The sequence below is a fragment of the Rhizobium bangladeshense genome (genome assembly GCF_017357245.1).
Lineage (GTDB): Bacteria > Pseudomonadota > Alphaproteobacteria > Rhizobiales > Rhizobiaceae > Rhizobium > Rhizobium bangladeshense.
In genome coordinates this window covers 207,794-231,884 of sequence record NZ_CP071615.1, presented here as the reverse complement: position 1 = coordinate 231,884, position 24,091 = coordinate 207,794, and the positions used below count along the sequence as shown (strand labels likewise).

The 24,091-nt window shown below is 57.9% G+C and carries 20 protein-coding genes and 2 pseudogenes; 9 read left to right on the top strand and 13 right to left on the bottom strand.

Translation table 11 applies throughout. The features are described from left to right. Nucleotides 1-39: 39 nt before the first annotated feature. The 6 genes from J2J98_RS27035 to J2J98_RS27010 form a co-directional block, all read right to left on the bottom strand. Nucleotides 40-1,101 (bottom strand): DUF3991 and toprim domain-containing protein, encoded by a 1,062-nt coding sequence (locus J2J98_RS27035; protein ID WP_246569463.1) that lies wholly within the window; start codon nt 1,099-1,101, stop codon nt 40-42. Between the two features lie 158 nt (nt 1,102-1,259). Further along, the gene (locus tag J2J98_RS27030) at nt 1,260-1,445 is read right to left on the bottom strand and encodes a hypothetical protein (protein WP_207603992.1); all 186 of its coding nucleotides are present in this window, start codon (nt 1,443-1,445) and stop codon (nt 1,260-1,262) included. 305 nt (nt 1,446-1,750) lie between these two features. Next, nucleotides 1,751-1,885: a hypothetical protein gene (locus J2J98_RS30735; RefSeq protein ID WP_259664348.1), complete on the bottom strand. Its 135-nt coding sequence runs from the start codon at nt 1,883-1,885 to the stop codon at nt 1,751-1,753. 310 nt (nt 1,886-2,195) lie between these two features. Further along, on the bottom strand, nt 2,196-2,513 hold the full coding sequence (locus J2J98_RS27020; RefSeq protein WP_207603813.1) for a hypothetical protein: 318 nt from the start codon (nt 2,511-2,513) through the stop codon (nt 2,196-2,198). A gap of 29 nt (nt 2,514-2,542) precedes the next feature. After that, complete coding sequence (locus tag J2J98_RS27015) at nt 2,543-3,307, bottom strand: GntR family transcriptional regulator (RefSeq protein WP_207603812.1); 765 nt, start codon at nt 3,305-3,307, stop codon at nt 2,543-2,545. After that, complete coding sequence (locus tag J2J98_RS27010) at nt 3,304-4,185, bottom strand: glucosamine kinase nucleotide-binding domain-containing protein (protein WP_207603811.1); 882 nt, start codon at nt 4,183-4,185, stop codon at nt 3,304-3,306. The genes J2J98_RS27015 and J2J98_RS27010 overlap by 4 nt, the downstream gene beginning before the upstream one ends. A 464-nt stretch (nt 4,186-4,649) precedes the next feature. Between J2J98_RS27010 and J2J98_RS27005 the strand changes: the two genes are divergently transcribed. Further along, a complete protein-coding gene (locus tag J2J98_RS27005; protein ID WP_207603810.1) occupies nt 4,650-5,372 on the top strand; it encodes a Crp/Fnr family transcriptional regulator in 723 nt (240 codons plus the stop codon). A gap of 90 nt (nt 5,373-5,462) precedes the next feature. Here J2J98_RS27005 and J2J98_RS30535 read toward each other — a convergent pair. After that, a pseudogene (locus tag J2J98_RS30535) lies at nt 5,463-5,594 on the bottom strand (L,D-transpeptidase); the annotation flags it as partial. A gap of 64 nt (nt 5,595-5,658) precedes the next feature. On the opposite strand from J2J98_RS30535, the gene J2J98_RS27000 reads away from it, so the two are divergent. Further along, nucleotides 5,659-6,870 (top strand): NADP-dependent isocitrate dehydrogenase, encoded by a 1,212-nt coding sequence (locus J2J98_RS27000; protein ID WP_207603809.1) that lies wholly within the window; start codon nt 5,659-5,661, stop codon nt 6,868-6,870. Nucleotides 6,871-7,185: 315 nt separating this feature from the next. On the opposite strand, the gene J2J98_RS26995 is transcribed toward J2J98_RS27000, so the two are convergent. Genes J2J98_RS26995 through J2J98_RS26980 form a run of 4 tightly spaced genes read right to left on the bottom strand, consistent with a single transcriptional unit; the run spans nt 7,186 to nt 11,892 of the window. Then, a complete protein-coding gene (locus J2J98_RS26995) occupies nt 7,186-8,109 on the bottom strand; it encodes a sugar phosphate isomerase/epimerase family protein (protein ID WP_207603808.1) in 924 nt (307 codons plus the stop codon). Between the two features lie 17 nt (nt 8,110-8,126). Continuing rightward, nucleotides 8,127-9,836 carry an ABC transporter permease gene (locus J2J98_RS26990; RefSeq protein ID WP_207603807.1) on the bottom strand — a complete coding sequence of 570 codons (1,710 nt, stop codon included), beginning with the start codon at nt 9,834-9,836 and terminating at the stop codon, nt 8,127-8,129. Further along, complete coding sequence (locus J2J98_RS26985) at nt 9,833-10,837, bottom strand: ABC transporter ATP-binding protein (RefSeq protein WP_207603806.1); 1,005 nt, start codon at nt 10,835-10,837, stop codon at nt 9,833-9,835. Before J2J98_RS26985 ends, J2J98_RS26990 begins: the two co-directional genes overlap by 4 nt. A 50-nt stretch (nt 10,838-10,887) precedes the next feature. Next, the gene (locus tag J2J98_RS26980; protein WP_207603805.1) at nt 10,888-11,892 is read right to left on the bottom strand and encodes an extracellular solute-binding protein; all 1,005 of its coding nucleotides are present in this window, start codon (nt 11,890-11,892) and stop codon (nt 10,888-10,890) included. 146 nt (nt 11,893-12,038) lie between these two features. On the opposite strand from J2J98_RS26980, the gene J2J98_RS26975 reads away from it, so the two are divergent. Continuing rightward, entirely contained in the window at nt 12,039-13,196 is a 1,158-nt protein-coding gene (locus tag J2J98_RS26975; protein WP_207603804.1) for an ROK family transcriptional regulator, read from the top strand. 119 nt (nt 13,197-13,315) lie between these two features. Here J2J98_RS26975 and J2J98_RS26970 read toward each other — a convergent pair whose 3' ends face one another. Then, complete coding sequence (locus tag J2J98_RS26970; RefSeq protein ID WP_207603803.1) at nt 13,316-14,575, bottom strand: ROK family transcriptional regulator; 1,260 nt, start codon at nt 14,573-14,575, stop codon at nt 13,316-13,318. A gap of 286 nt (nt 14,576-14,861) precedes the next feature. On the opposite strand from J2J98_RS26970, the gene J2J98_RS26965 reads away from it, so the two are divergent. The 6 genes and pseudogenes from J2J98_RS26965 to J2J98_RS26940 all read left to right on the top strand — a co-directional run bounded on the left by J2J98_RS26965 (nt 14,862) and on the right by J2J98_RS26940 (nt 22,537). After that, complete coding sequence (locus tag J2J98_RS26965; RefSeq protein ID WP_207603802.1) at nt 14,862-16,316, top strand: ABC transporter substrate-binding protein; 1,455 nt, start codon at nt 14,862-14,864, stop codon at nt 16,314-16,316. 70 nt (nt 16,317-16,386) lie between these two features. After that, a complete protein-coding gene (locus J2J98_RS26960) occupies nt 16,387-17,316 on the top strand; it encodes a carbohydrate ABC transporter permease (RefSeq protein ID WP_207603801.1) in 930 nt (309 codons plus the stop codon). Nucleotide 17,317: 1 nt separating this feature from the next. Next, nucleotides 17,318-18,151, top strand: coding sequence for a carbohydrate ABC transporter permease (locus J2J98_RS26955; RefSeq protein WP_207603800.1), 834 nt, complete (start codon nt 17,318-17,320; stop codon nt 18,149-18,151). A gap of 27 nt (nt 18,152-18,178) precedes the next feature. Next, on the top strand, nt 18,179-19,204 hold the full coding sequence (locus J2J98_RS26950) for a Gfo/Idh/MocA family protein (RefSeq protein WP_207603799.1): 1,026 nt from the start codon (nt 18,179-18,181) through the stop codon (nt 19,202-19,204). Between the two features lie 79 nt (nt 19,205-19,283). After that, complete coding sequence (locus tag J2J98_RS26945; protein WP_207603798.1) at nt 19,284-20,450, top strand: ABC transporter ATP-binding protein; 1,167 nt, start codon at nt 19,284-19,286, stop codon at nt 20,448-20,450. Between the two features lie 181 nt (nt 20,451-20,631). Then, a pseudogene (locus tag J2J98_RS26940) lies at nt 20,632-22,537 on the top strand (methyl-accepting chemotaxis protein). Between the two features lie 118 nt (nt 22,538-22,655). Here the strand turns inward: J2J98_RS26940 and J2J98_RS26935 are convergent. Beyond that, the gene (locus tag J2J98_RS26935; RefSeq protein ID WP_207603797.1) at nt 22,656-23,930 is read right to left on the bottom strand and encodes an ROK family transcriptional regulator; all 1,275 of its coding nucleotides are present in this window, start codon (nt 23,928-23,930) and stop codon (nt 22,656-22,658) included. Between the last annotated feature and the right edge of the window lie 161 nt (nt 23,931-24,091).

The window sequence follows — 24,091 nt, the reverse complement described above, 5'->3', positions numbered from 1 at the left end:
CCGACGTGCGGCGCCGTCCTCTCGGCCTCGCCATTCCCTTCAGTCCTTCATGACACCTTCCGAGCCGCCGGCATCGCGACCGGCCGGGTCAAGGGCCGGCTCCGCCGGGCGAAGCCTCCCTTGACGCGGGCGGTGCGAATGCGGCACGCCACTTTCCTTTCTTTCCCGTTTTTGCTTTTCCCTGACTTTCAGGGTCTCGTTCCAATCCTCCTTGGGAGGGCGCAGCCGCGTCCAGTCGCACCCGGTATCCTCGGCGAGCGCCCGCAACCGCTCCGCAAACAGATCCCCCTGAGAATTGGCGTCCGTCGCCGCGAGCAGCCGGGCGTCAGGTCGGGAGGCCAATTCCCGCAGCGCGGCTTGCGTGGCCGACGACCATCCACCGCCGGTGCTGAGATAAAGCGTGCCGTCGCGCAACCCCTCGATCGCCGCAAGGCTCATGGCGTCGATCGCGGCTTCGGTGACGGCCAGGCGCAACGCAGTATCCAACCCGATACGGAAGAGAACCTTCGTTCCGCCAGAGGCGAACCCCCGGTATTGTGGGCCCCGTGCCTCCCAGCCGGTCACCACGCCAGCATTGTCCGTATGAGCTGCCCACATGCTGCCATAGGGGCCTTCCCGAAGCAGGTCGGCGTTGATCGCCGCATGGAGCAAAGGCGCCGGCAGCCAGCGCACACTATTAAGGTAGCGCCATGTCGATGATCCGGGCCATGGGCTGCGGCGCGCCTGCCAACGATTAGGGAAAGAGAGGTTGAATCCTTCACCACGCCTCGCAGGCTGCCACTCCGGTTCCGTGATCTCGAAACCAACGAGATCCGCGACCTTTTCGGCGCCTTCGAGAAAACCGACATGATCGAGATGCTCGACAAGCCCGAAGACATCGCCTTTCGCATCGCTTAGCGGATTGAACCATCCGCGCCCCTCATGCGTGACGATGATGATCTCACCACCACGGCGAAACTTGACTGCCCGCCGGGTGCTTTCCTTGATGTCAATGGCGAACCTCGCCTGTTCAAGAACGGCCGCGCAGCTCACCTGCTCACGCAGCGCCTCTATCTCTCTTCTTTCCATTTTGCTCCCGATCGCCCGGCGATCGGCCTCCATTGCCTTTCCTTGCCCGTCGCTTCGCGGGCACCCTTCGGCCCGCCGCGAAGAGCAAAGGCTGCAAGGGCGCGGCTGACAAGTGTCGGATCATGCAATGCTTGACCGCGGCGAAGCCTCCCTTGCGCCTGCAGCGCGCAAGCGGCAAGCCAAAGGCCGGCTCAATGCGCCGGCCAGGGAAAAAATTCGTAAACGATCGCCAGATCGTCGTCGGCGTCGATCTCGTCAGAGGGTAGAACGCCGCACTCGCTGTCGGCTTCGAAGACCGTGATCAGGTCGCGGGAGAGCTGGAGGGACCGTACGAAGGAAAGATCGAGCGACTTTAGAGGGGGCTCCAGGCCGGCCAATTCCCGCTGAATGACTCCTCATGCGCGGGACGTGCGCGAGCAAGCGCGACGTGGAGCGGCAGCAGATTCCTAGCGGATCTTTCACCGGGTTGACGTGGAATCCGGAACAGAGCCGGGGTCCATTCAAACACGCGAATTGGCTTGCTTTCATGGCCACCTCGGTTCCGCACCGACCGCAGGAGCCATCCTATCCGTCTTTTTAAAAACCAGTGGCGCGATCTTGCTTAGGGCCAGGATGTCGCCCAAACGGTGCATTTACGAGCAGATGAAAGGCAAGGTGAAAGCATCCGGCGCCCATGACGCGATCAGTCTGATCGCATGAGCTTCGCTTTCTCAAGCGCCTGTTCCAATGATTCGGCGTTGAGCGAAATAACCGCACGCTCCACGCACGCCTGAATTTCAGCGGTACCCTTTCCCTCGATCAACGCGATATCAGCCAAAGTCCAGCCTCTCGATATCCAATGGAGACAGGTTCGTTCAGACGGCGAGAGCATTGGTATCTTCATGACGCACTGGTCCCACTCAGCTAAAGCCCAGCGGGTTTCCGAGCGGAAAACGTCGACCTTACCATTGGAGAATCTGTGCAAACTTGATCCGAAATAACCATGGGTGCTTGCCTCGAAACCTTTGGTCCACCTATCCAGCTCGACTTCAACTTAAACTCGGGGGTCAACACCACGAGATCTGCGCCGTCTTCAGGCACAAGCCGACCTTCGTGCTTTGCGGGTTCCACGAGCGGAAGCTTTTTCGTCAGCGCGATCGCGCGCGTGGCCGCCTCGGCAAGGCAGCGCCGCGACCAAAGTTGAGCCCGACACCGTCGATTGAGGCGCGGGGCGGCCGAATCGAAGAGACGGGTAATTTCGCCCTCAGCTCGATGGGACATCTCAGTGCGATGGCGGGATGGTCGGACAAGCTGCGCGCGACCGTGACGACGAATGCGGTGTTCTCGGAGCGCAAAGCCGCACCGGCGGCAGCGAAGTCTTTTGCTAAGCGCTCGAGCAATTTGGCCGCCGCTTTCGAAATTTGGTCGACCTCTCGGCGCATGTTCGTTTGCATGGTGGCCTGCATGATAGGATCCTATCTTGTAAAAAGAGAGGCTAGTTTTCGAGAAAGGTGAGCTCGCTGACGAAACCTTCGGCATCGCCTCGAAAAAGTGAGCGGCTGAACTCGATCGCGCGGCCCGAAGCAAGATAGGCAACGCGCTTTGTTAAAAGACCAGCCGTTCCGATCGCGACGCCAAGCGTGGTGGCGTCCGGATCTTCGATGTTAAGTGCAAAAGTGCGCTGGATCGCGCGAACGGGTCTAAAGCTGGCGTCCGCGAGTGTGTTGCAGATGGAAGAGGTAACGGTCCGAGTGTCGGGCAGGAATTCCGAGGAAATGCATATGCGTTCAATCGCAAGCGGCTGGCCCGCCGAGCTCCGCAAGCGGGTGATGCGCACGACACGACTGTCGCTTGACAGGCCGAGTGTCATCATCTCCTCTGGTGCGGGATAAGACGTGCTGCGCTCGATCCACTCGACTTTCGTGTCCGATTCAAGCCAGGAAGTATCACCCGTCAAAAAGTTTGCACGTAATGGAGGCTGATCTGCGCGGACCGCCGAGCCGGCTACGAAGGTTCCTGAGCCGCGCCGGCGAACCAGAAATCCGTCTTGGACGAGATGGTCGATTGCTTTGCGGACCGTTACACGGCTAACGCGGACATGTTCAGCGAGGTCTCGTTCGGGATAAAGAACGTCGCCCTTTTTGAGTTTACCTGACAGGATCGACTCTACAAGCGCCAGGCGAAGCCTTTGATAGAGCGGACCGGCGCCCTTGATGTCTTTGCCCCACCCCGGAAGCATGGCAGCAAGCCCGTCACTCATTCGATCGCTTTCAGGTGCCCGAAGCGCGAAACAGCCAGGGCCACGGCCCCGCTCAGTGCATCGCCTTCGGGCGTTACCAATAGACTTTGATGCCGTGCAGCGATCCAGGACGAATAGAGCGGCCCCAATCCCCCTAACAGGCAAATCCTCTGCGTTCCCCGAGCGACTAGACGATCAAGTGCTTCGTCAACTGAAACAGCGGCTTCTTTCAACAGGCGCGCGGCGACGGCATCGCCTTGTTTGATGTGCTCGAATACGCGCGGCGCATAGCGACCAAAGGCGCAGGGCTTTGCCTGCCGCGCAAACTCGACGATATTACGTGGGTCATTCTTGAATTCCGCAAGGACGGAGGCGGTCATGGCGGACATGACATGGATGCCGTCGTATGCGAGCAGCGATTCTTGCAAAAGCGCATGTCCAATACGAGCGCCGCTGCCGAGGTCGCCGACAGTAAAGCCCCATCCGCCGGTGTAGGTCACCGTATCACAGTGGCGGGAGATGTAGATCGTGCCTGTTCCTAAAATGGCGACGGCTCCGTCTTTATCGCCAAGCGCACCTTGTAGCGCGATCAGTCCGTCTGACTCTATGTCCGCCTCGGCGAAAGGTAGCCTGTTTTTCACGTAGTGAACGGCCTCGCCGACATTATTGCCCGCTACCCCCAGAACTGCACGCGCCGAGGCGATGCTACGCGCATTGATGCCAGCTGCGTAAAACGCTGCGCGGGTCGCACTGGCAATGTTGTCGAGCGCCGCATCCGGATCGGAAAGGATGTTGGCTGGCCCGGCTTGAGCCCGCGCAAGGATATTCCCGTTCGAACCGGCGACTGCCGCTCGGCAGCTCGTGCCACCGCCGTCGATTCCGATTAGGTATGCGGTCATCCGCCCGTTCCTTCAGGAGGTCATCTGACACAACGTCGATCGCGTTCGGCCCGCGCCAGCTACCCGTGTTAGTACGTACGTCGCACAAACATACTTCGTTGTCAATTGGAAACCGGCCGCGAGGGCATGGGGCGACGCAGTCGCGAGTAACCCTCACGCAATTTTGGGAAATGCTCGTGCGCAAAGAAGTCGACGGCTTCGTCGCTAGGATTCGAAGGTCTTTGCTCCGTTGTTCAAGTTTGAAGGATTCTTCGGACGGCATCGTGTCGAGGCAGTCGCATCAAACAACAGCCATGGCAGGGAAACTTTGATCTGGATCAAAGCGCGGTCCCGGCGAAATTGATAATCATCAAGCCGTGCCGGAAAAACGGGATAGCCGAACCCGCAATCGCGGCGTAATCATCTCGGGCATGCCGGCATGCGCAGCCACGCCCGCCACACGCGGATTTCGAAGGGATCAGGACATGGACGTCGTACGCAGTGACGTTTCGGACGCCGGCACTCTCGTCGCCTGCCGTTCCTGCCAGGCGCGGCACGGCGTCGTCTGCGGCGCCTTGTCCAACAGCCAACTCCGGGAGCTCGGCCGCCACTCGCTCCGCCGCACGGTCGGCGCGGGCTGCGAGATCATCGCTCAAGGCTCGGAAAGCTCTTCCTATTCGAACATCATGCGCGGGGTGGTGAAGCTCTGCAAAGTGATGCCGGACGGACGCCAGCAGATCGTCGGCCTGCAATTCGCCCCCGATTTCGTCGGCAGGCCATTCGTGCGCGAAAGCACGCTGTCAACCGAGGCTGCGACCGATGCCGAAATCTGCGTTTTCCCCCGCAACCTGCTCGACCGCATGATATCGGAAGCGCCGGAACTGCAGCGCAGCCTTCACGATCAGGCGCTAAAGGAGCTGGACGCCGCGCGCGAATGGATGCTCACGCTCGGCCGGCGCACCGCAGGCGAGAAAGTCGCAAGCCTGCTTTACCTGATCGCCACACACGCCGAACCGCAGACCGCCACGAGCACCGATTTCGAACTGCCGCTGTCCCGCGCCGAGATCGCCGATTTTCTCGGGATGACGATCGAAACCGTCAGTCGCCAGATGACCAGGCTGCGCAAGAGCGGCGTCATTCGCATCGAGAACTTCCGACATATCATGGTGCCCGACATGGATGAGCTGGAGCGAATGATCAGCGCATAGAACGGGATCTGCCAACATGGGGGCGCTGATCCGGGATCGGCGCGCAAAACGGATCAGATGCCGAATTCAGAGTCTGGCGCTGAGCCGAGATCAGCGCGTGATCACGATGCGGGTCTTAGCGAGGCCAGCCCCTGGCGCCAGCGAGAAGAACTGGGCGGCATTTTCGAAGTGCAGGCGAACGCAGCCATGCGAGTCCGGCCGGCCCGAGCGCTTCAGGCTATAGCGCTCCTCATCACATCACCCACCCGGGACCCCGTCCCCATTCAAGCTCGAACGAGGCAGATACATGAACAAGATCAAGGTCGCCAATCCCGTCGCCGATCTCGACGGCGATGAAATGACGCGCATCATCTGGCAGCTCATCAAGGATAAGCTGATCCATCCGTATCTTGACCTCGACATCGACTATTTCGACCTCTCGGTCGAAAACCGCGACGCCACCAACGACCAGGTCACTGTCGACGCCGCCAACGCCATCAAGAAGTACGGCGTCGGCATCAAGTGCGCGACGATCACGCCGGATGAAGCCCGCGTCAAGGAATTCAACCTCAAGGAAATGTGGAAGAGCCCGAACGGCACGATCCGCAACATCCTCGGCGGCGTCATCTTCCGCGAGCCGATCATCTGCAAGAACGTGCCGCGCCTCGTTCCCGGCTGGACCAAGCCGATCGTCGTCGGCCGCCACGCCTTCGGCGACCAATACCGCGCCACCGATTTCAAGTTCCCCGGCAAGGGCAAGCTGACGATCAAGTTCGTCGGCGAAGACGGCACCGTCATCGAGAAGGAAGTCTTCAACGCACCGGGCGCCGGCGTTGCCATGGCGATGTACAACCTCGATGAATCGATCCGCGAATTTGCCCGCGCCTCGATGATGTATGGCCTGATGCGCAAGTGGCCGGTCTACCTGTCGACCAAAAACACCATCCTCAAGGCCTATGACGGCCGCTTCAAGGACATCTTCGAGGAAGTCTACGAGACCGAATTCAAGGATCAGTTCAAGGAAGCAAACATCACCTACGAACACCGTCTGATCGACGACATGGTCGCCTCGGCGCTCAAGTGGTCTGGCGGCTACGTCTGGGCCTGCAAGAACTATGACGGCGACGTCCAGTCCGATACCGTTGCCCAGGGCTTCGGCTCGCTCGGCCTGATGACCTCGGTTTTGCTCACGCCCGACGGCAAGACGGTCGAAGCCGAAGCCGCCCACGGCACGGTCACCCGCCACTACCGTCAGCATCAGAAGGGCCAGGAAACCTCGACGAACTCGATCGCCTCTATCTTCGCCTGGACCCGTGGCCTCGCCCACCGCGCCAAGCTCGACGACAATGCCGAGCTCGCCAAATTCGCCACCACTCTGGAAAAGGTCTGCGTCGACACCGTCGAATCCGGCTTCATGACCAAGGACCTGGCGCGGCTGATCGGCCACGACCAGCCGTGGCTCTCGACCACTGCCTTCCTCGACAAGATCGACCAGAACCTGCAGAAGGCCATGGCGTAAGCCGGCTTATCCAAGATAACATCGAAGCGGCGGGAAATTCCCCGCAGTCCGAGTGCTGACAAAACCCCTGGCCTTGGCTGGGGGTTTATGATTCAGTGGGACATGTTGAAGAAACTCCCGCCGCAGCAGACGGCTCTCGAGGCAAGGGCCTGAAACGTCGCTAGCCAGCAGTCGCGGCGAGGATCTCTGCCTATTGATCGACGACACCGACGAAGCGACAGATTCTTTGGTCTAGACTGTCCATCCATCCGGGCCCGGAACTGTTCAGGCGTCAACGCTGCTACCGAGAAACGTCGAGGGTAGGCGTATTCGCCATCATGCGCTTTGCCTCGCGCGCGCCTCGGCGACCATCTCCTCGAGCCTAACAGCAACACTATGAGCGCGGCGATAGAAGGCGGATTCTGGAATCCCATATCGATCCATTGGTGTCTCGAAGTTGAGCGGAGTCTGATAAGGAGTTGCAGCGATCGCCGAGGCGATCGTGTGCCAATCTAATCGTCCGTCGAATGGCAAGAGATGGTTATCAATTGCTCCGAAATTGTCGTGAATGTGAGTAGCGATGAGGCGATCCGCGAAACGCTCAAGCACGCTGAGCTTGCCTGGCTCGATCAGTTCCCAGTGGCCACTATCGAAGCAGACGCCGATGAACTCCTTGCCGTATCGAGCGAACAATCGATCATAGAGGTTGAGGAAATTCTGGGCGTTGGCGCAAAGGAGAGTTTCCGCGGCAATCTGGACGCCTTTTTCGACGCAGTAGGACCTAATCTCGTCGAGAGACTGGTAAAGGGGGTCGAAGAACGCTCGTTCGGCGGCTTCGCTGCCGAAGACGTTGTCGTTGATATCGATGTGCAAAACAATATTTGGGGACTGGAACGCGGCCGCCAGGTCGACACGGTTACGCAACAGTTCGACTCCGCTGCGGCGCTGCCATTCATGCGGCGACAGGAAGTCCTTGCGCGTCTCCATCGCGAAAGGCCCAGGGTTTTTGTGGCCGATCTCGGTGATAGGATTGCGGCCGTTGCTGCCATGAACGGAGTGCACTTTCAGCCCAGCATCGGCCACGATCCTGCTTGTAAACTCAATCTCGGCGTCGGCCAGCCAGTACGAACTGCCGGAGTCGGGATTCCAGTTGACGTGTGTGAAGCCAGCTTCCTTGATGAGGGTGAGCGAGTTGCGAATGCCTTCGTCGTACCAACGCTCCTGGTGCGGCCAATGCCAGACGGTAATGCAGGTCTCCAATGGATCAGTCTCCGGTTCTACAATGTTGTGGTTTCTGGACCTTTGCCAAGGCCTATGCGCTCGGCCAACAGAATGATCGCCATTGAAAACGCCATGATCAGAGTGACATAGACAAGGTTGAGCGCGGCCTGTTCAGGATCGACAGACAGCGAGCTGTCTACGATTGCAATCGGCAGCGGTTTATTGTTGACGTTGTATAAAAACGCCGACAGGGGGTATTCCGACAGGAGATCGTTGAAGACCATCCCGGCGACGAGGATTCCAGTCGGCGTCACTATCGGCAGAATGATGCGGCGATAGCGATAGAGACCAGTGGCGCCCATCGAGCGGGCCGCCTCGTTATAGGCCGGATCGATTCCTACGAAGGCTGCCCGCAGAAACCTCACCATAATGGGCAAGGCGACGATGGCATAGCCAATCGGCAGGAGCCAGTAGCCGCCGAGGAGAACTGCGTTTCCAACGAGTGGGTTTGGCGTATCGAAGGTGACGATCAGCCCGACAGCGAGCAGAATACTAGGAACTACCCATGGCAGGAAGAAAGTGATGTCCAGAAGGCGCGTTAGCCAACTGCGCCGGCCAAGAATAACCGGGACGGCAAACAGTGTAACGACGAGCGCCGCCGATACCGCGACAAGGCTCATCACTATGGAGTTGAAGAACGGAAGAAAGGCGGTGCCTTCGGTAAAGACGCGGGCATAGTTCTTCAGTGTCAGGCTGGATGGGATCACTTCGATGCCGATGCTCGCGGCCGGGGCGAAGGAGAAGAGTACGACAAGAGCGATCGGCACCGCATAAATAGCCACGAGAAGATAGGCAAAAAAATGTAGCAACGCATTGCCGATCGGGCTGCAAATTTTGCGTAACTGGATGGGCGCAGTCGCTTTTGCGCCGCCGACATGGGAGCCGCGCGCTTCGTAATATTGAGACAGCAGGATAAGCACCATGAGACACAGTCCCATCATAAGCGCCAGTAAGGCGGCCATGTCGGGACGGCGCAGGCTGTTCAGAGTGAGCACCATCTGGCTCAGCATATGGAAATCGCGACCGCCCAGCACCTGAGGGGCGGCGAAAGAGCTGATCGCAGTGTAAAGGGTGAGAAGGATGACAGCGAGGAGCGTTGGCATGATTGCGGGCAGTACCACACGCCACAGGATCGTATATTCCGAGGCACCCATACTGCGCGCGGCTTCGATGGTTGCGTAGTCGACGCGGCGCATCGCGGCACGCAGAAAAAGATAGTAAAAGCTGGTCATCAGAAAGGTATGCGTGAAGAGCACGCCGAACCAGCCGGTGAACCAGTCTTGCGGCAGGCCTGGAATGATCGCCTTCACCAAATGTGTTACCGCACCTCCAGGACCATAGGTGAAGTTGTAGCCCGCCGCCGCAACGACACCGCCGAAGACCAGCGGCGTTGCATAGGCAATTTTCAAGAGTGCGCGACCGCGTACGTGAAAATATTCAAGGACGACCACCTGGAAAATCCCGACAATGGTCACCGTGACCATGGTAGCTGACGTCATCCAGACCGTGTTCCAAAGCGCAGCGCGCACTCTTCGTGATCTTGAAAGTTCGCTTACGATCTGGCCGACCACCAGGCTGCCGTCCTTGAAAAATGCCGCATGAAGTGACGCGACCAGCGGCAGTATCAGGAAGGTGACGACGATCCAGATCAGGGCCGCCAACCCGATCCAATAGACTACGCGCTCGACGGCAGCCGCGCGGTTCATCTGTCCGCTTCCGCGAAGATATGCACCGAGCCCGGCCGGATCGTCCAGGACACGGTCTCACCGATTTCGGGTAACTCGTGCCCCATCCTGGCGGCCGAAATGAAATGCCCGCCGGCATCCAGGTCGATGCGGCTGTGCGCGCCAAGAAATTCCACATGGCGGACGGTCGCCGGCAACCCGGCTTCTACCGCTTTCCCGACACACACATCTTCGTGGCGGACAAAGATGCGCCCCCGAACGTCGGGGCCTAGAATTTGCGCGACAACCGGTGCGAGCAGTTCGTTGGCGGTGCCGATAAACTCGCAGATGAACGGCGTCGCGGGCTTCCGATAAAGAGTACGTCCGTCACCGATCTGTTCAACGCCACCGTTCGCCAGCACGACGATCGTGTCGGACATCGTGAGTGCATCTTCCTGATCATGCGTGACAAAGACTGCCGTGAAGCCAAATTCCTGCTGGAGCCTCTTGATCTCGCGGCGCATCGTCACTCGCACCTTGGCGTCGAGATTGGACAATGGTTCGTCGAACAAAAGCATCTTGGAGCCCGCGACGAGCGCGCGCGCAATCGCGACCCGCTGTTGTTGCCCGCCTGACATGGTCGATGGCTTCTTGTGCAGTTGCTCCGTAATCCCGGATGTTTCGGCGATCTGGGCGACACGCTTGCCAATCTCGCTCTGCGGCATTTTCGCCACACGCAAAGCAAAGGCGATATTCTCGAAAGCCGTCATCGTTGGAAACAGCGCATAGTTTTGGAATACCATGCCGACATTGCGCCGCTCCGGAGGAGCGATGGTAATATCTTTTCCTTCAAGGATAATCCGACCGCTCATGACCGGATGAAAGCCGGCCAGGGTCCTTAGAACGCTGGATTTGCCGCTGCCGGAAGCCCCGAGCAGAGCAACGAACTCGCCTTCGTGAATCTCAAGCGAGAGGTCGCGGATGACCACCTTGTCGCCGTAGCCAATATGCAGTTTATCGATGATGAGGATCGGGGTCGGCATAATAATACTCCTGAGAAGCCTGGCGATCTGCGTCGCCCGGCCCTACATTCTCACCGGATTTCAAGCTCGATCTTCTGCAACCAGCCGTCCAGTTTGGGCGCGATCGCATCCCAGTCGATCGGCTGCGCCTTGACTACTTCCGCATTCGCCTGCACCTCTGGCGGTGATTTAGCCAGCGCCGCCGGCAGCACCGGAACCTGACCGAACTTTTTGGCGTAGCTGGCCATGACATCGGCAGAGCCGAACCAGTCGACGAATGCCTTTGCCTGCTCCAACTGATCGGTTCCCGCCATGATCGCCACGCCTTCGGAGATGACCGGCGTGCCACCTTCCGGGTCAATGACCTTGACTTGCATGCCGAGCTCCTTGGCGTCCTTGATGGCGCCGCCGAACCAGTTCAGATTGATGATCGCACCGCCCGATTTGAAGGCTTCCTTGCGCGCATCGGCGTCATCGACAACGATGGCGTTCGCATAGAATGCGCCAAGAAAATCCCATCCAGCCTGAGTGACTTCGCCCTTGTCGTCGAGGAATCGGGCCAAGATGCCGGCCAGATAGACCCTTGTCGTCTGCCAGGCGGTGTTGCCGATGACGTATTTGCCTTTGTATTCGCCCCTTGTCAGGTCCAGCCAGCTTTTCGGCGCCCGCTCAGCGGCAAGCTTGTCGGGATCAAAGGCGATGACAACCGGTGTGCTCCAGAATTTGTAGACAATGCCTTCCTTGTCCTTGTATTGCGCAGGGAGGTCCGCCGCCCAGGCTGGTATGTATGGCTGGAACAGGCCGTTCTTTTTGAGCAAAGCCATAGACGTGTCGACCATACCCAGTACGACATCGGCCTGGGGGTTGTTCTTCTCGGCGACCAGCCGATCAAAAAGTTCTCCTCCGGGTGCGCGCAGAAACTGCACATCGTGACCGGCGGCTTTAGCCTGGTCGATTATCCACTGAACGTTCTCTTCTCCCTGAGGGGAATAAACGACAAGACTATGGGCCAAGACCGGAGAGGTGACCGCGATCAGCACGGCTGCCAGGGTCAATAAACGTTTGATCTGATGCATGGTGTTCCTCTCGTTTCAGTTTGGCCAGTCATCCCTGGTTGGCGCTTTCTTAATGGAGCTTCGTGACAGTTTAATTACATTGCGTAATTTAATATATATTGCAATAGCTCTTCTGCTGCTAATGATTTGAGGCACTCTTGGAACCAATGGACCTTTCACGGAACGAACGACGACTGGTCGAACTGATTTTCGTGGGCAAGAAGATTGCGCGCGTCGACCTGGCCGAACGGTCCGGCATGACGGGTGCTTCTGTAACTCGGCTGATAGGTCGCTTAATTGAGATCGGACTTCTGATCGAGGTGGTCGAGCGGACCGGCGCCCAAGGCCAGCCTCGGCGCTTGCTGAGCTTGCGGGCTGACCGGTATCTTTCCGCAGGAATAACATTCTCGGTCTCCCGAATGGAGGTAGCAATTGTTGATCTAGCGGGTAGGATTCTTACCTCCCGCTCAGCCGACATCGAAACCAGCGCGGCTTTGTCTGTGGCAGAGGCGGCGCAGGAGGCTATTGCAGCGATGCTGGACGACCTTGGCACCCCAAGGGATCGCCTTCTCGGGATCGGCTGCTCGGTGCCCGGCAATTTCGGCACGATGTCGAATATCCTCAAGGCCCATAGCTTCTTCCCGGCTTTCGATGATGGTGAGGCGGACCAAGCTTTTAAAGCGACTTTCGAGGCGCCCTATTACATCGAGAATGATGGAACAGCTGCAGCGCTCGGAGAATATGTGTTCGGCGGACGCATCCCGCAGCCTGATCCAATGTTCTTCATTCACATCGGACACGGCGTCGGGGGAGGCGCGGTTATCGACGGGCGACCGTACCGCGGCATCAATGGAAACGCCTGCCTGCCCGGAGTTCTATACCCGTACGACCAGCCGCGCCCATCCGGCCAAGATCTTTTTGCCGCCCTCAACAGTACCGGCTTCGCCATCCACGACTTCATCGATCTCGAGCGGTTGCCAGACAGCGCCGAAGTGGCTTTAGGAGCCTGGATAGAACGCGCCGGAAAGCAGCTCAGCGAGACGGTACGTGTTGCAACGGCGATGTTCGACCCCGCGCTGATTGTCCTTGGGGGACGGCTGCCAGCACTCGTAACAGACAAGCTGGTAGGTGCAATTTCCAGTCAGTCAATCATTGGTCCGTCGCGCGGCTTGGAGGTCGCTGCAGTCGAGGCCTCCCGACTTGGCCCTCGCGCCGGCGCGATCGGGGCCGCCTGCATACCGTTCTTTGCCTCTCTCTTTTCAGCCGCCGTCGCAGACGATGGCAGTCCCTACCTTAACGGTCGCAAGCCAAAATCCCGACCCTAGATAATTCGACGGCGCGCCTGGGTCTCTTTAAGAAGCCTACTGGGCAGGCCTTGCTCGGCGCGAACCGACACAACAGGTCCGCAAGCCCCTTCGTTGCATATCGGTACCGCTATAAGGCCTCAAATGACCAGCTTGAGGTGGCTGGATAAAACCAGACCCGCGGCGCCCCGCAGAGCCGTATGGCCTTCGCCGATACCATTCACCGTGATCGATATCTCCTGACCAGGTCTCTTCACCACCAACTGTTCGACATGCTGCCTGATCAGCTCTGCAGCCTTCATTCCGCCTCCGGCGACGTCTCCATGAAGGACGTAGGAGTTGAGGGACAGTGTTTGCTGCAGGTTGACGATGCCGAAAGCCACGTTCCGTGTATAACGGTCGAGAAGTTCCTCTGCCGCATTCGAGCCTTCGTCTGTTTCCTTGACAAGTCTGGCACAGGTGACGCTTCGGGGATGTGGCAAGCCCATTCGGGCGGCTTCTTTTCGTAGCCACGGAAGGGCAGCTACCGTCTCCCAGCAACCGTGCTTTCCACAATTGCAAAGGGCACCGTCGATCTGAACCACGCTGTGCCCGAGCTCACCGCCGGATCCGGCGAGTCCACGATAGACCTTGCCGTCGATGAAGAAGGCGCCGCCGAGCACCTCGCCGGTATAGACCGCTGCAAAATTTTGTTGGCCGCGGCCGGGCCCGAACCATCTGTCCCCAACAAGCAAAGCACGAGGGTGATGATCGATAACAACGGGAAGAGAGAAGCGTTCTTGTAGTATCGCTACAAGAGGTAGTCCCGTTAGAACGGGAGCAAGGTTGACGGTAAGAATTGTTCCTTTGTCACTGTCGATCATTCCAGCAGAAGCCACGCCAATGCCAAACGGTGCCCGCTGGGCCTGAGACAGTGTGGCAGTAAGCGTCTTCGTCATGACAGCGATGAATGCTTCTGTGTCGCCATGCGGATCAAACTCAGCTTTCGTAACGGCCTTGATCTCGCCGGTTAAGGCCACGAGGCATGATTGTATCGTGCCGGGCAGAAGGAGGACAGCGCCAAGCATCGGTGCATCGGGGTTAAAATAAAGCGGACGAGCCGGCTTGCCGCCTTTGACGTCGGAAGGCGACGCATCTCCCTCAACAAGAAGCTGGTCTTCGATCATCGGCTGCACAATACCGGTTATCGTGGTCCGGTTGACACCTGCAAGTCGAGCGAGATCTGCCCGGCTTTTGGGTCCGTTATCATATAAGGCTTGAAGGACGCGACCGCGGTTTATCGCGCCAAGTGCCGATTGGGAGACAAGTGTCACGTTGCCGCCGTTCTCGCCGGCGGCGACTTCTCTGCTTGCAGGGGTGCGCCGGCCCAACGAATAGGACGGCTGGCTCTCAAACTTCAATTCTCTTCTCCAATCTACCGGATCCTTTTAGCCCTTACATTATCGAACGGCCATACAGCACAAGGCCCTTTCCGGTGATGCAAGCAGGACGTCGATGATAACCGCGGTACAGCGCGGAAATTTTAGCCGCGACAACTTCTTGACACTAACATAAGTTTGTGCGAGGTACAAACTAACTGCTTACAAAAAGCACATTAGGGGTAACAATCTCAGTATCGACAAGCGGAAGCCCGGGGCTGCGCTGAAGGGCCGGGGTTGGGATACGAAGCAACTGAGGAGGCTGTTTATGACAATCGATATCGGAAATATGTCGCGACGTGACCTGCTGAAAAGCGCTTCCGTCGCAGCTCTTGTGGCTGGCGCGGGATCATTGGCCGTGCCACGGCGAGGGGCGGCACAGGATGCGAACACGGTTCGCGTCCTGTCGGTTGAAGACCCATTCTTTTTCTCAATGAAGGCGCTGGTGCCAGAATACGAGAAGGAAACCGGCATCAAAGTCGAACTGGAGAGTCTCTCCTATGACGCCCTTCAATCGCGCCTCGTCTCTGCCTTTGTCGCCAAGACCTCCGACGCCGATGTCATCGTCGTCGACCAGATGTGGCTCGGGCAATATCTCGACAACGGCTGGATCATCTCGCTGAATGATTTTATTGCCAAGGACAACGAATTCGATCTCACAGACTTCATTCCGGAGGTCCTTTATTCCTCGAACATCTGGCGCGGCCAGATCGGCACATTGCCGGTCGCAGCCTATGCTCAGGGGGTTATGTACCGCAAGGACGTCTTTGACGAACTCGGCATTGCAGCGCCGCCGACCGAGACGTCGGAAGACTGGACCTGGACGAAATACGTTGACACCCTGAAGTTGATGGAAGGCAAATCATTTGGCGGCAAACCGCTCTTTCCAACCGTCGTTTGCGGCTCTCAACCGTCGCCGATCGTCCACATGTTTACGCAGGTCTCAGCAAGCCACGGCGCGAACTGGTTCAAATCATTCCCGGCCGCTCCGTGGGATTTCTCCCCGCAGTTGACAAGCCCCGCATGGATCAAGTCTGTCGAAGTCTACAGGCAGCTCTACAAGTTGTCTCCGCCTGAAGCCATCAATTATGTCTGGTTCGACGCCGGCACCCGTTTCGCCAAGGGCGACATCGGCATGTTCTACTGGTGGACCCCGTACTTCTATCTGATCAAGAATTCCGGCTACATGACCGGCAAGAAGTCGGACGTCATGGAGAAGTATGCAACCGCAGCCTTACCGAAAGCTGAGGGCGTGCCTCAGACGGTCAGCCTCGGCGGCTGGAGTCTTGGCATCCCGTCCAGTTCCGAAAGGCAAGAGGCAGGCTACGCCTTCATCAAATGGGCGACCTCGAAGGCCACGCAGAAGAAAATGGCTCTTTGGCCGGACCTCAACTACCAGTTCTCCGACTTTGCGCGCGTTTCGCTCTATCAAGACGAGGAAGTCAAGGCGATCTATCCCTACCTCGATGTGCAGTATGCGATGATGAAGCAGGGCAACGGCAAGGTCACACGCCCGCCGGTCCCCGGTTACACGGCTGTCGAAAGTGTGCTGGGCCTGACATTGAACCAGCTATTGACCGGAACCGAAGAGCCGAAGACCGGCCTGGAGCGCGCCAACAGCCTGTTCGAGAGCATCCTGAAGGGCAATCTCATGATCCCTTATCAAAAGGACAGCTACGCGGATTCTCTTGACGGTGCCAAAGCCCTGATCGCCAAGAAGTAACAGAGTTCTCCTCGGGCCGGCGCGACAGCGATCGCGCCGGCATCCAATTGAAGAAGAACTGGATCTGGCAATGCACACGACAACTGTTCGCTTTCCGCGAGCCTTCGGGCCTGCCCGGAAGAGCTTTATCCGACGAAACCTGCCATACTTGCTGATTGCGCCTTCGGTGGTGATGCTGCTCGCTCTGATCGCCTACCCGTTGCTGTTTGCTCTCAGATCGAGCTTCTATTTCTGGAATCTGCAAATCGGCCCGGAGCCGCTCCAGTTTGTTGGCTTCGAAAATTATGTGCAGGCGCTTAACGCCTTCGATTTTCGCGCCGCACTCACCAATACCCTGATCCTGTCGATCCTTGGCACGACACTTGAGTTCACGTTTGGCCTGGCGATCGCGCTCATCCTGCTCAAGGCGCTGCCCGGCATGAACATCGTGCGGGCCCTGCTGATCCTGCCCACCACGATCGCGCCCATCGTCGTCGGCTTTTTGTTCCGCTACCTCTATGATCCCGGCGGCGGACTGTTGAGCTGGCTGTTGCAGTCGCTCTGGCTCCCCGTTCCCGCAGAGGGAATTCTTGGCTCGCCATCGACAGCACTCGCGGCCATCCTCTTCGTCGACATCTGGCAGTGGACGCCGTTCTTTGCAATCGTCCTCTATGCGAGCCTGCTGGCCGTGCCCGACGAGATTTTGGAGGCCGCACGACTGGATCGGGCGTCCGCGTGGACGATCCTGATGCGGATCAAGCTGCCGCTGATCAAGCGCACCGCGATCATCATCGTCATGCTGCGCTTCATGCAGATCTTCAACACCTTCGACACAGTACTTGTGCTCACCCGCGGCGGACCGGGCACGTCGACGCGCACGCTTGGATACTCGCTGTACGAGCAGGGCCTTGTCAACTTCAACATAGGCCTAGTCAGCGCCATGACCTGGATCACCGTGCTAATCGTCAACGTCATCGTTGCCCTCTACGTCTTCTTCGCGTTCCGAAACGAGGAGTGGTGAAATGTCCCGTCGCCACACGAGCTTCAACACGGCACTCACCTACGCCGCCGGCCTCCTCTTCCTGGCAATCTTCGTCGGTCCGATCCTGTGGTTCATCGCTCTTGCGATCCGGCCGGCCGAGACGGCGTTCACCATGCCGCCGCAACTTGCCTTCGAGCCCAATCTCGATGCTTTCCGGCATATCCTCGTCGATCCCGGCACCAACGCGCCGCAACTGGTCAACAGCCTCATCGTCGCGATCGGTGCTGTGCTACTCAATCTGCCCTTTTCGGTTCCTGCTGCCTACGCATTGTCCCGTTTCAAGCTCCGCGGCAAGAAGAACATCATGTTGTGGTATCTCGGGCTGTTGATGGCCCCGCCGGTCGCGTTTCTGATCCCGTATTTCATCCTCATCACGCGCATTGGCCTCCAGGGTTCCTACTTTTCGATGATCCTGGTCCTACAGACGCTGACGATCCCGTTTTCCGTCTGGTTGATGAAGAGCTTTATCGATGAGGTGCCAGTGGAACTGGAGGAAGCTGCCCGAGTGGACGGCGCCCGTTGGTACACGATCATGTTGCGGATCACGCTGCCGATCGTTCGTCCCGGCATCATTGTTACCTCGATGTTCGCCTTCGTGTTCGCGTGGAACAACGCCGCTTTTCCGCTGGTGCTGAGCTCACGCTCGACCGCCACCCTTCCGATCGGAACACTTGGGTATTTCGCAACGAGCGGAGTGACCTGGAACTACATCGCCGCCGCCGCAGTGCTCGCGATGATACCTCCGATGATCATCTTCCTTGTTTTCGATCGATACGTCGTACGAGGCCTCACCTTTGGTTCGGTGAAGGGCTGAGCTTTCCTTTATGAATGGAGTAATGAAATGAATAGACTGCGAATGGGCGTCATCGGCGCCGGTCTCTGGGGCGGCAATCATGCCCATACCTTTAATGTCTTGCCGGAGACCGATCTGGTCGGCGTCTGCGATCTTGATGAGGGCCGGGCGCTGAAGATGAAGGAAAGCTACAGCGCAATGCAGGCCTTCACCGACTACCAGAAGCTGATCTCAAGCGATCAGATCGACGCCATCTCGGTCGCAACGCCTGACTTTACCCACACGCCGATCATTCTAGCGGCTCTGAAAGCCGATAAACACGTGTTGAGCGAAAAGCCGCTTGCGACGACGGTGCGTGAAGCCGAGGAAATCGCTGCGGCTGCCGTAAAATCCAAGGGCAAGCTGATGATTGATTTCCACAACCGTGTGAATCCGATCCTCGCCCAGGTTCGTGACATGATCCAAAACGGTCAGATCGGCTTGGCCAAACACGGGACCGCGCGTCTTTCGAATACGACATTCGTTCCGCTCGAAATGCTGAGCTGGGCTGCAAAGTCTTCGGCACTCTGGTTCCTGGGCAGCCACCTCGTCGATGTCCTACGTTTCATTCTCGCAGACGAAGTCGTGCGTGTTTATTCGGTTGCCCGCTCGGGTACCCTATTTGCCGCCGGCGTGGATACGAAAGACTTCCATGTGTCGGTGCTTGAATTTTCCAAGGGCACGGTCGTGACCATGGAGAACAGCTGGATCCTGTCGCGTGACAATCCTTCGCTTGTTGATTTCAAGATCGAGTTCGTTGGTGAAAAGGGCCAGGTCCAGGCGGACCCCACCCATAATGGCGGCCTGCGCAAGATCGTCGACGGCGGACTGAAATACAATGACTACATCGGCATAACACCAACCGGCGCGACACGGATCGGCGGTTTTGTCTTGGAATCCATTGCCCGCTTTGTCGATAGCGTCGTGCGAGACGCTCCGCTGCTGGCAGATGCGCAGGACGGTCTGGCAAACACAAAGATCCTGGCGGCGATCGAAGAATCCGTCGCGACCGGCAAGGCTGTGAACATCGGCTAAAGCCGGAACCAAAGGCGAGGGGCATGTCCGCACAAACGGTGCGGCTTGCCTCGCTTGAAAAATGCGGGAGTACATAAAAATGGCGTCCATGACCTTCGACGGGATCGGCAAGACCTTTCCGGACGGGACCGTTGCCGTTGCGAATGTAAGTTTTTCGGTCGCGGACGGAGAATTCGTCGTGTTGGTCGGCCCGTCGGGTTGTGGCAAGTCGACACTATTGCGGATGGCAGCGGGTCTTGAAGCGCTCAACAGCGGCCGGCTGCTCATGGATAACGCTGACGTGACGGAGACAGAACCCCAGGACCGGGATATTGCGATGGTTTTTCAGAACTACGCGCTTTACCCCCATATGACCGTTTACGACAACATGGCCTTCGGTCTGCAGCAGCGAAAAATGCCCAAGGACAAGATCGACAAGCTGGTTCGCGACGCAGCGGAAATGCTTGATCTTACCCGTTATTTAGAGCGCAAGCCCGGGGCATTGTCCGGCGGTCAGCGCCAACGCGTGGCGATGGGCCGGGCGATCGTTCGCCATCCCATGGCGTTCCTGATGGATGAGCCTCTTTCCAACCTGGATGCAAAACTCCGCGTGCAGATGCGCGGCGAACTGAAGCTCCTTAATCAGCGGCTCGGCGTCACAACCCTTTATGTGACCCACGATCAGGTCGAGGCTATGACCATGGGCGATCGTGTGGCTGTGCTGAAGCCGGTGTTTAATGGACAGGAGAGTAATCTTCAGCAGATCGATACGCCGCAGATGCTTTACGATAAGCCGGCCAACCTCTTCGTCGCCGGGTTTATCGGCTCGCCTGCCATGAATTTTGTTCGGGTCGAGCTGACGGCGGAAGGCGGGTCGCTAAAAGCTGCGGTAACTGGAACGAAAATATCCTTCTCGGTCCCAGCCCAGGGGGCACTGTCGGCCTTCGCCGGGCGACAAGTCATTGTTGGAATTCGCCCAGAGATGTTTAAGGTTTGTCCCGAGGCCGAGGCGTTGTTCAACGAGCAGATCCCGGTTGCCGAAGCGCTTGGAGCCGACACCTTCGTGTTCTTCGACATCGCGTCACCGTCGGTCAATATCAACGATGCTGAAGATACCGAAGACTTTCTCAATAAGGGTAAGAACCGGCTCGTGGCGCGTATACCACCTGCGCTGACGCCACGGCCCAATCAGTTGCTGCCATTGACCGTCGACCTGGGGAAGTTGCACTGGTTCGATCCAGTAACCGGGACTGCGATCCGCGACTGACAGAACGTGCACGAACTATCGCCAGCTGGGGTCTCAACTCTTCCTCCTGCCCTCCCAGGCAACTTGGCTGTCGTCGATTACGAGGTCGGCGGCAGCCATTTTTTTAAAACTCGAGACATCAAACCATCAGAATCTGAACATCCATACGCCGCAAGTGACACCGACCTTAGAGGAGTGGCCTGTGAAACACGTTTCCATTGTCGGTAAGTTCTTTATCATCATGGCCGTCTTTGGCATCATGGCACTCGGCCTGACGTTCTGCCAGAGCCGGCAAATGCTGAAGGTTAACGACAGCTATCAGGAGCTTCTCGACAGAGATGCATCTGCAGCACTTCGCTTGACCCAGTCGAACCGAAGTTTGGATACAGCGCGTGCCAGCATCAGCGACATGGTGATGACGCGGACGAAAGAGGCGAGGGCGCGGGCAGAAGCTGGCTTGAATGACGCACGAGAAAACTTCGTCAGGTTCATGGATCTGGCGATCGCTGCAGTTCCTGAACAGAGCGAACTGCCGAAGTTGAAGGCGGATGGATTCTCCCTCCTGACCGATACGTGTGGTGCTGCCATCGCAGGTGGTCGCGGCGCAAATAGTGAAACCGAGGTTGCCATGGTGCAGCAACTCTATCTCACTCTTTGCCAACCCGCCTTTGCTGCCATCTCACCAAGATTCACATCCGTCACGGAAAAATCGCTTCGGACGCGGAGCAAAAGCGTGCTGACGTTTCAAGCGTTGTCCGTGACACGTCCGTGCTGGGTTTGGGAACAGCTATTGTGGCACTCTTTGCTGTCTCGTGCTTCGGCTTTCTCGCAATTCGCGCCTGGTTGGTCAAACCGATCAAGCAGATGGTTACGACAATGAAGGTCATAGCCGACGGCGATCTCACTTCGACTGTTGAGGGAACGATTCGCCGCGACGAGATCGGATCGATGGCCCGGGCAGTACAGATCTTCAAGGACAATGAGTTAAGGGCGCGCGATCGCCGAAAGGATGCAGAGATAAATCGTGGCGCAAATGAGATTGAACGTGCGCGTCTAGCCGAGACCGAGCGTCAGCGAGCGCGGGATATGGCGGAGGCAACGTCCGGGCTTGCAGAGGGCCTAAGGCATCTCGCCGACGGGAACCTCGTGTTCAGCCTCGACGACAAGTTCGCCGAGGACTTCGAACCGTTGCGGGCGAACTTCAATGCTGCTGTTGCCCAACTCGCTGAGAGCTTGAGAGCTGTGTCGAACGCGACCGGGTCGATCGATGATGGCGCACAGGAAATCAGTTTGAGCGCGCAAGACCTGTCACGCCGCACAGAGCATCAGGCTGCTTCACTGGAGCAAACCGCCGCCGCTCTGGATCAGATTACCCAGCACGTCGCCAGTTCCTCTAAGCGCATAGCGGAGGCGCGACATCTTGCGATCGAGACAAACAAGTCGGCGCGCCACTCCGGGGAAGTGGTCTCAAGCGCTGTCGCGGCAAGGCAACGCATCGAACGGTCATCCTCGCAGATCTCCAGTATTGGGGGGTCATCGACGAAATCGCGTTTCAGACCAATCTTCTGGCCCTCAACGCAGGCGTCGAGGCGGCACGATCCGGCGAGGCAGGAAAAGGTTTCGCGGTAGTTGCCCAGGAGGTGCGGGAGCTTGCTCAACGCTCCGCGCACGCAGCAAAGGAAATCAAGGATCTTATCCTCAATTCGGTTGATGAGGTCAGGAGTGGCGTCAAGCTGGTCCGAGACACCGGGGATGCGCTCAAGATAATCATTCAACAGATAGTCCTGATCAACACACAGCTTGATGCCGTCACCGCCGCTTCCAACGAACAGTCCGCAACCCCTTTTGAGGTCAACCGGACAGTTAATCAAATGGATCAGGTTACGCAGCAAAATGCAGCGATGGCCGAGGAATCCACGGCTGCAAGTACGGCACTTACCATCGAGGCAAAACAGTTGCGCGGGATTGTGGCGGAGTTTCAAATTGAGAAGGCGCTCTCTGAGAGGCAGACCAGTCAAAGCAACCTGAAAACAGCGTCAATGTCTTCGCCAGCACGCCGGATGCTTGAAAAGGTCGCCAACGCACTCGGCACAGTGAGTGACGGTTGAGTTGCAAATAGATCCCGGCAATGACCGCCGACCGCCTCAGGTCGTTGCCAAATTGCTTCAAAAGGAGCCCATTTTGGCGCCACTTAAGAAGCTTCCCGAGGATCGATGGCGGATGTCATTAGATGACGAAATTCAGCAATTCAGAAAGAAGCAGACTAGCGGCACCGCGCAAAGCCGCCAAGCATTCTCTATCTCCGAAAGCAAGGGCAATTTCATCGCCCGGGCGATGGAATACCAATTCCCTGAAGCTTTCCTCGATTAAATGAAGTATGGGGCTTCCCCCCCGTACGATGTCGCCGTGAATAACGATAAAATTGGGCGCCATGAACTGCTGGAGGTTCGCCAGGCCGACCGAAATATTGAACGCGTAGTCGCAAAGTAATTCTCTTGCGCCTGGGATATTGTCGTTGGCCAGAGTCAACAATCGACTCACATCCAGCGAGTGAGGTTGTGGCAACCGCCTGGCCTTGGCCTCGTCCGTTAGCCACTTCGAGCTGGCGATTGTTTCCCAGCATCCACGTCGGCCGCACTGGCATATCCGACCTTTGACGTCTACGGTCGTATGACCGATTTCACCGCCTGCACCTGCGGGTCCCCTATAGAGATGCCCATCAAGGTAAAGCGCCCCACCCAAAGTCTCGCCGATATGAACGGAGGCGAAGTTTCTCCGACCACGGCCTTGTCCAAACCATCGGTCTCCAACCAGCAAAGCTCTGGTATCCCGATCGACACACACGGTAACTCCGAATCTTTTGTGCAACTCGGCTTCGAGCGGTAAGCCGTCCAGGAATGGCCCGAGACTAACGGTCACGATTGTGCCCGTCTCCGTATTGATCATTCCTGCCACTGCTACACCTATCCCTAAGATCGGTTTGGCAGATGCGATAGTTTCTTCGACACAGGTGCTTATGATACGGAATGCGTCGGAGGGGTGTGTTAGGTTCTTCGGAAAATTGGCGGCGTGTTGAGCATAGACCTCGCCCTCCAAAGAGACCAGACACGCGCTCACGCGGTCGTGAAGCAGGAGCACCGCGCATATCGGCCTTGCATCCTTGGAAAACCACAACTTGGTAGCCGGCTTGCCGCCTGTTTCATTGGGAGGTATCACCTCTCCTTCCGCAAGAACGCCCTGATCGATTAGGGGCTGCACAATCCCTCCGATAGTTCCTCGAGTCACACCGGTAAGGCGGGCGAGATCCGCTCTGCTAGATGGTCCAATGTCGTACAAGGCTTGCAGCAATCGGCCCCGATTCGCGGGGCCCAAGGTTCCCGTTGGAATCAATCTTTGAGCCAGTACAACACCCTTAGTGCTCTCATCATCATGGTGATCAGCAGGACTGCCCTCGCGTTCACCCAGTCGATGAGCTTCGTGTCTTCTTATCAAGGATTCCATAGCATCCAATCCTGTTGCCGAATTCCATTGCCACCAACGGCCAGTACTAGCGGAGGGCAACCGTTTCTTCGCCATTCGGTGGGCTCGGATTATTATGAGCTCGGGGCAATGTGCTGTTCGTCCAACGCCTCTTCAATAGGCACCCGGCGTTACGGGAACCT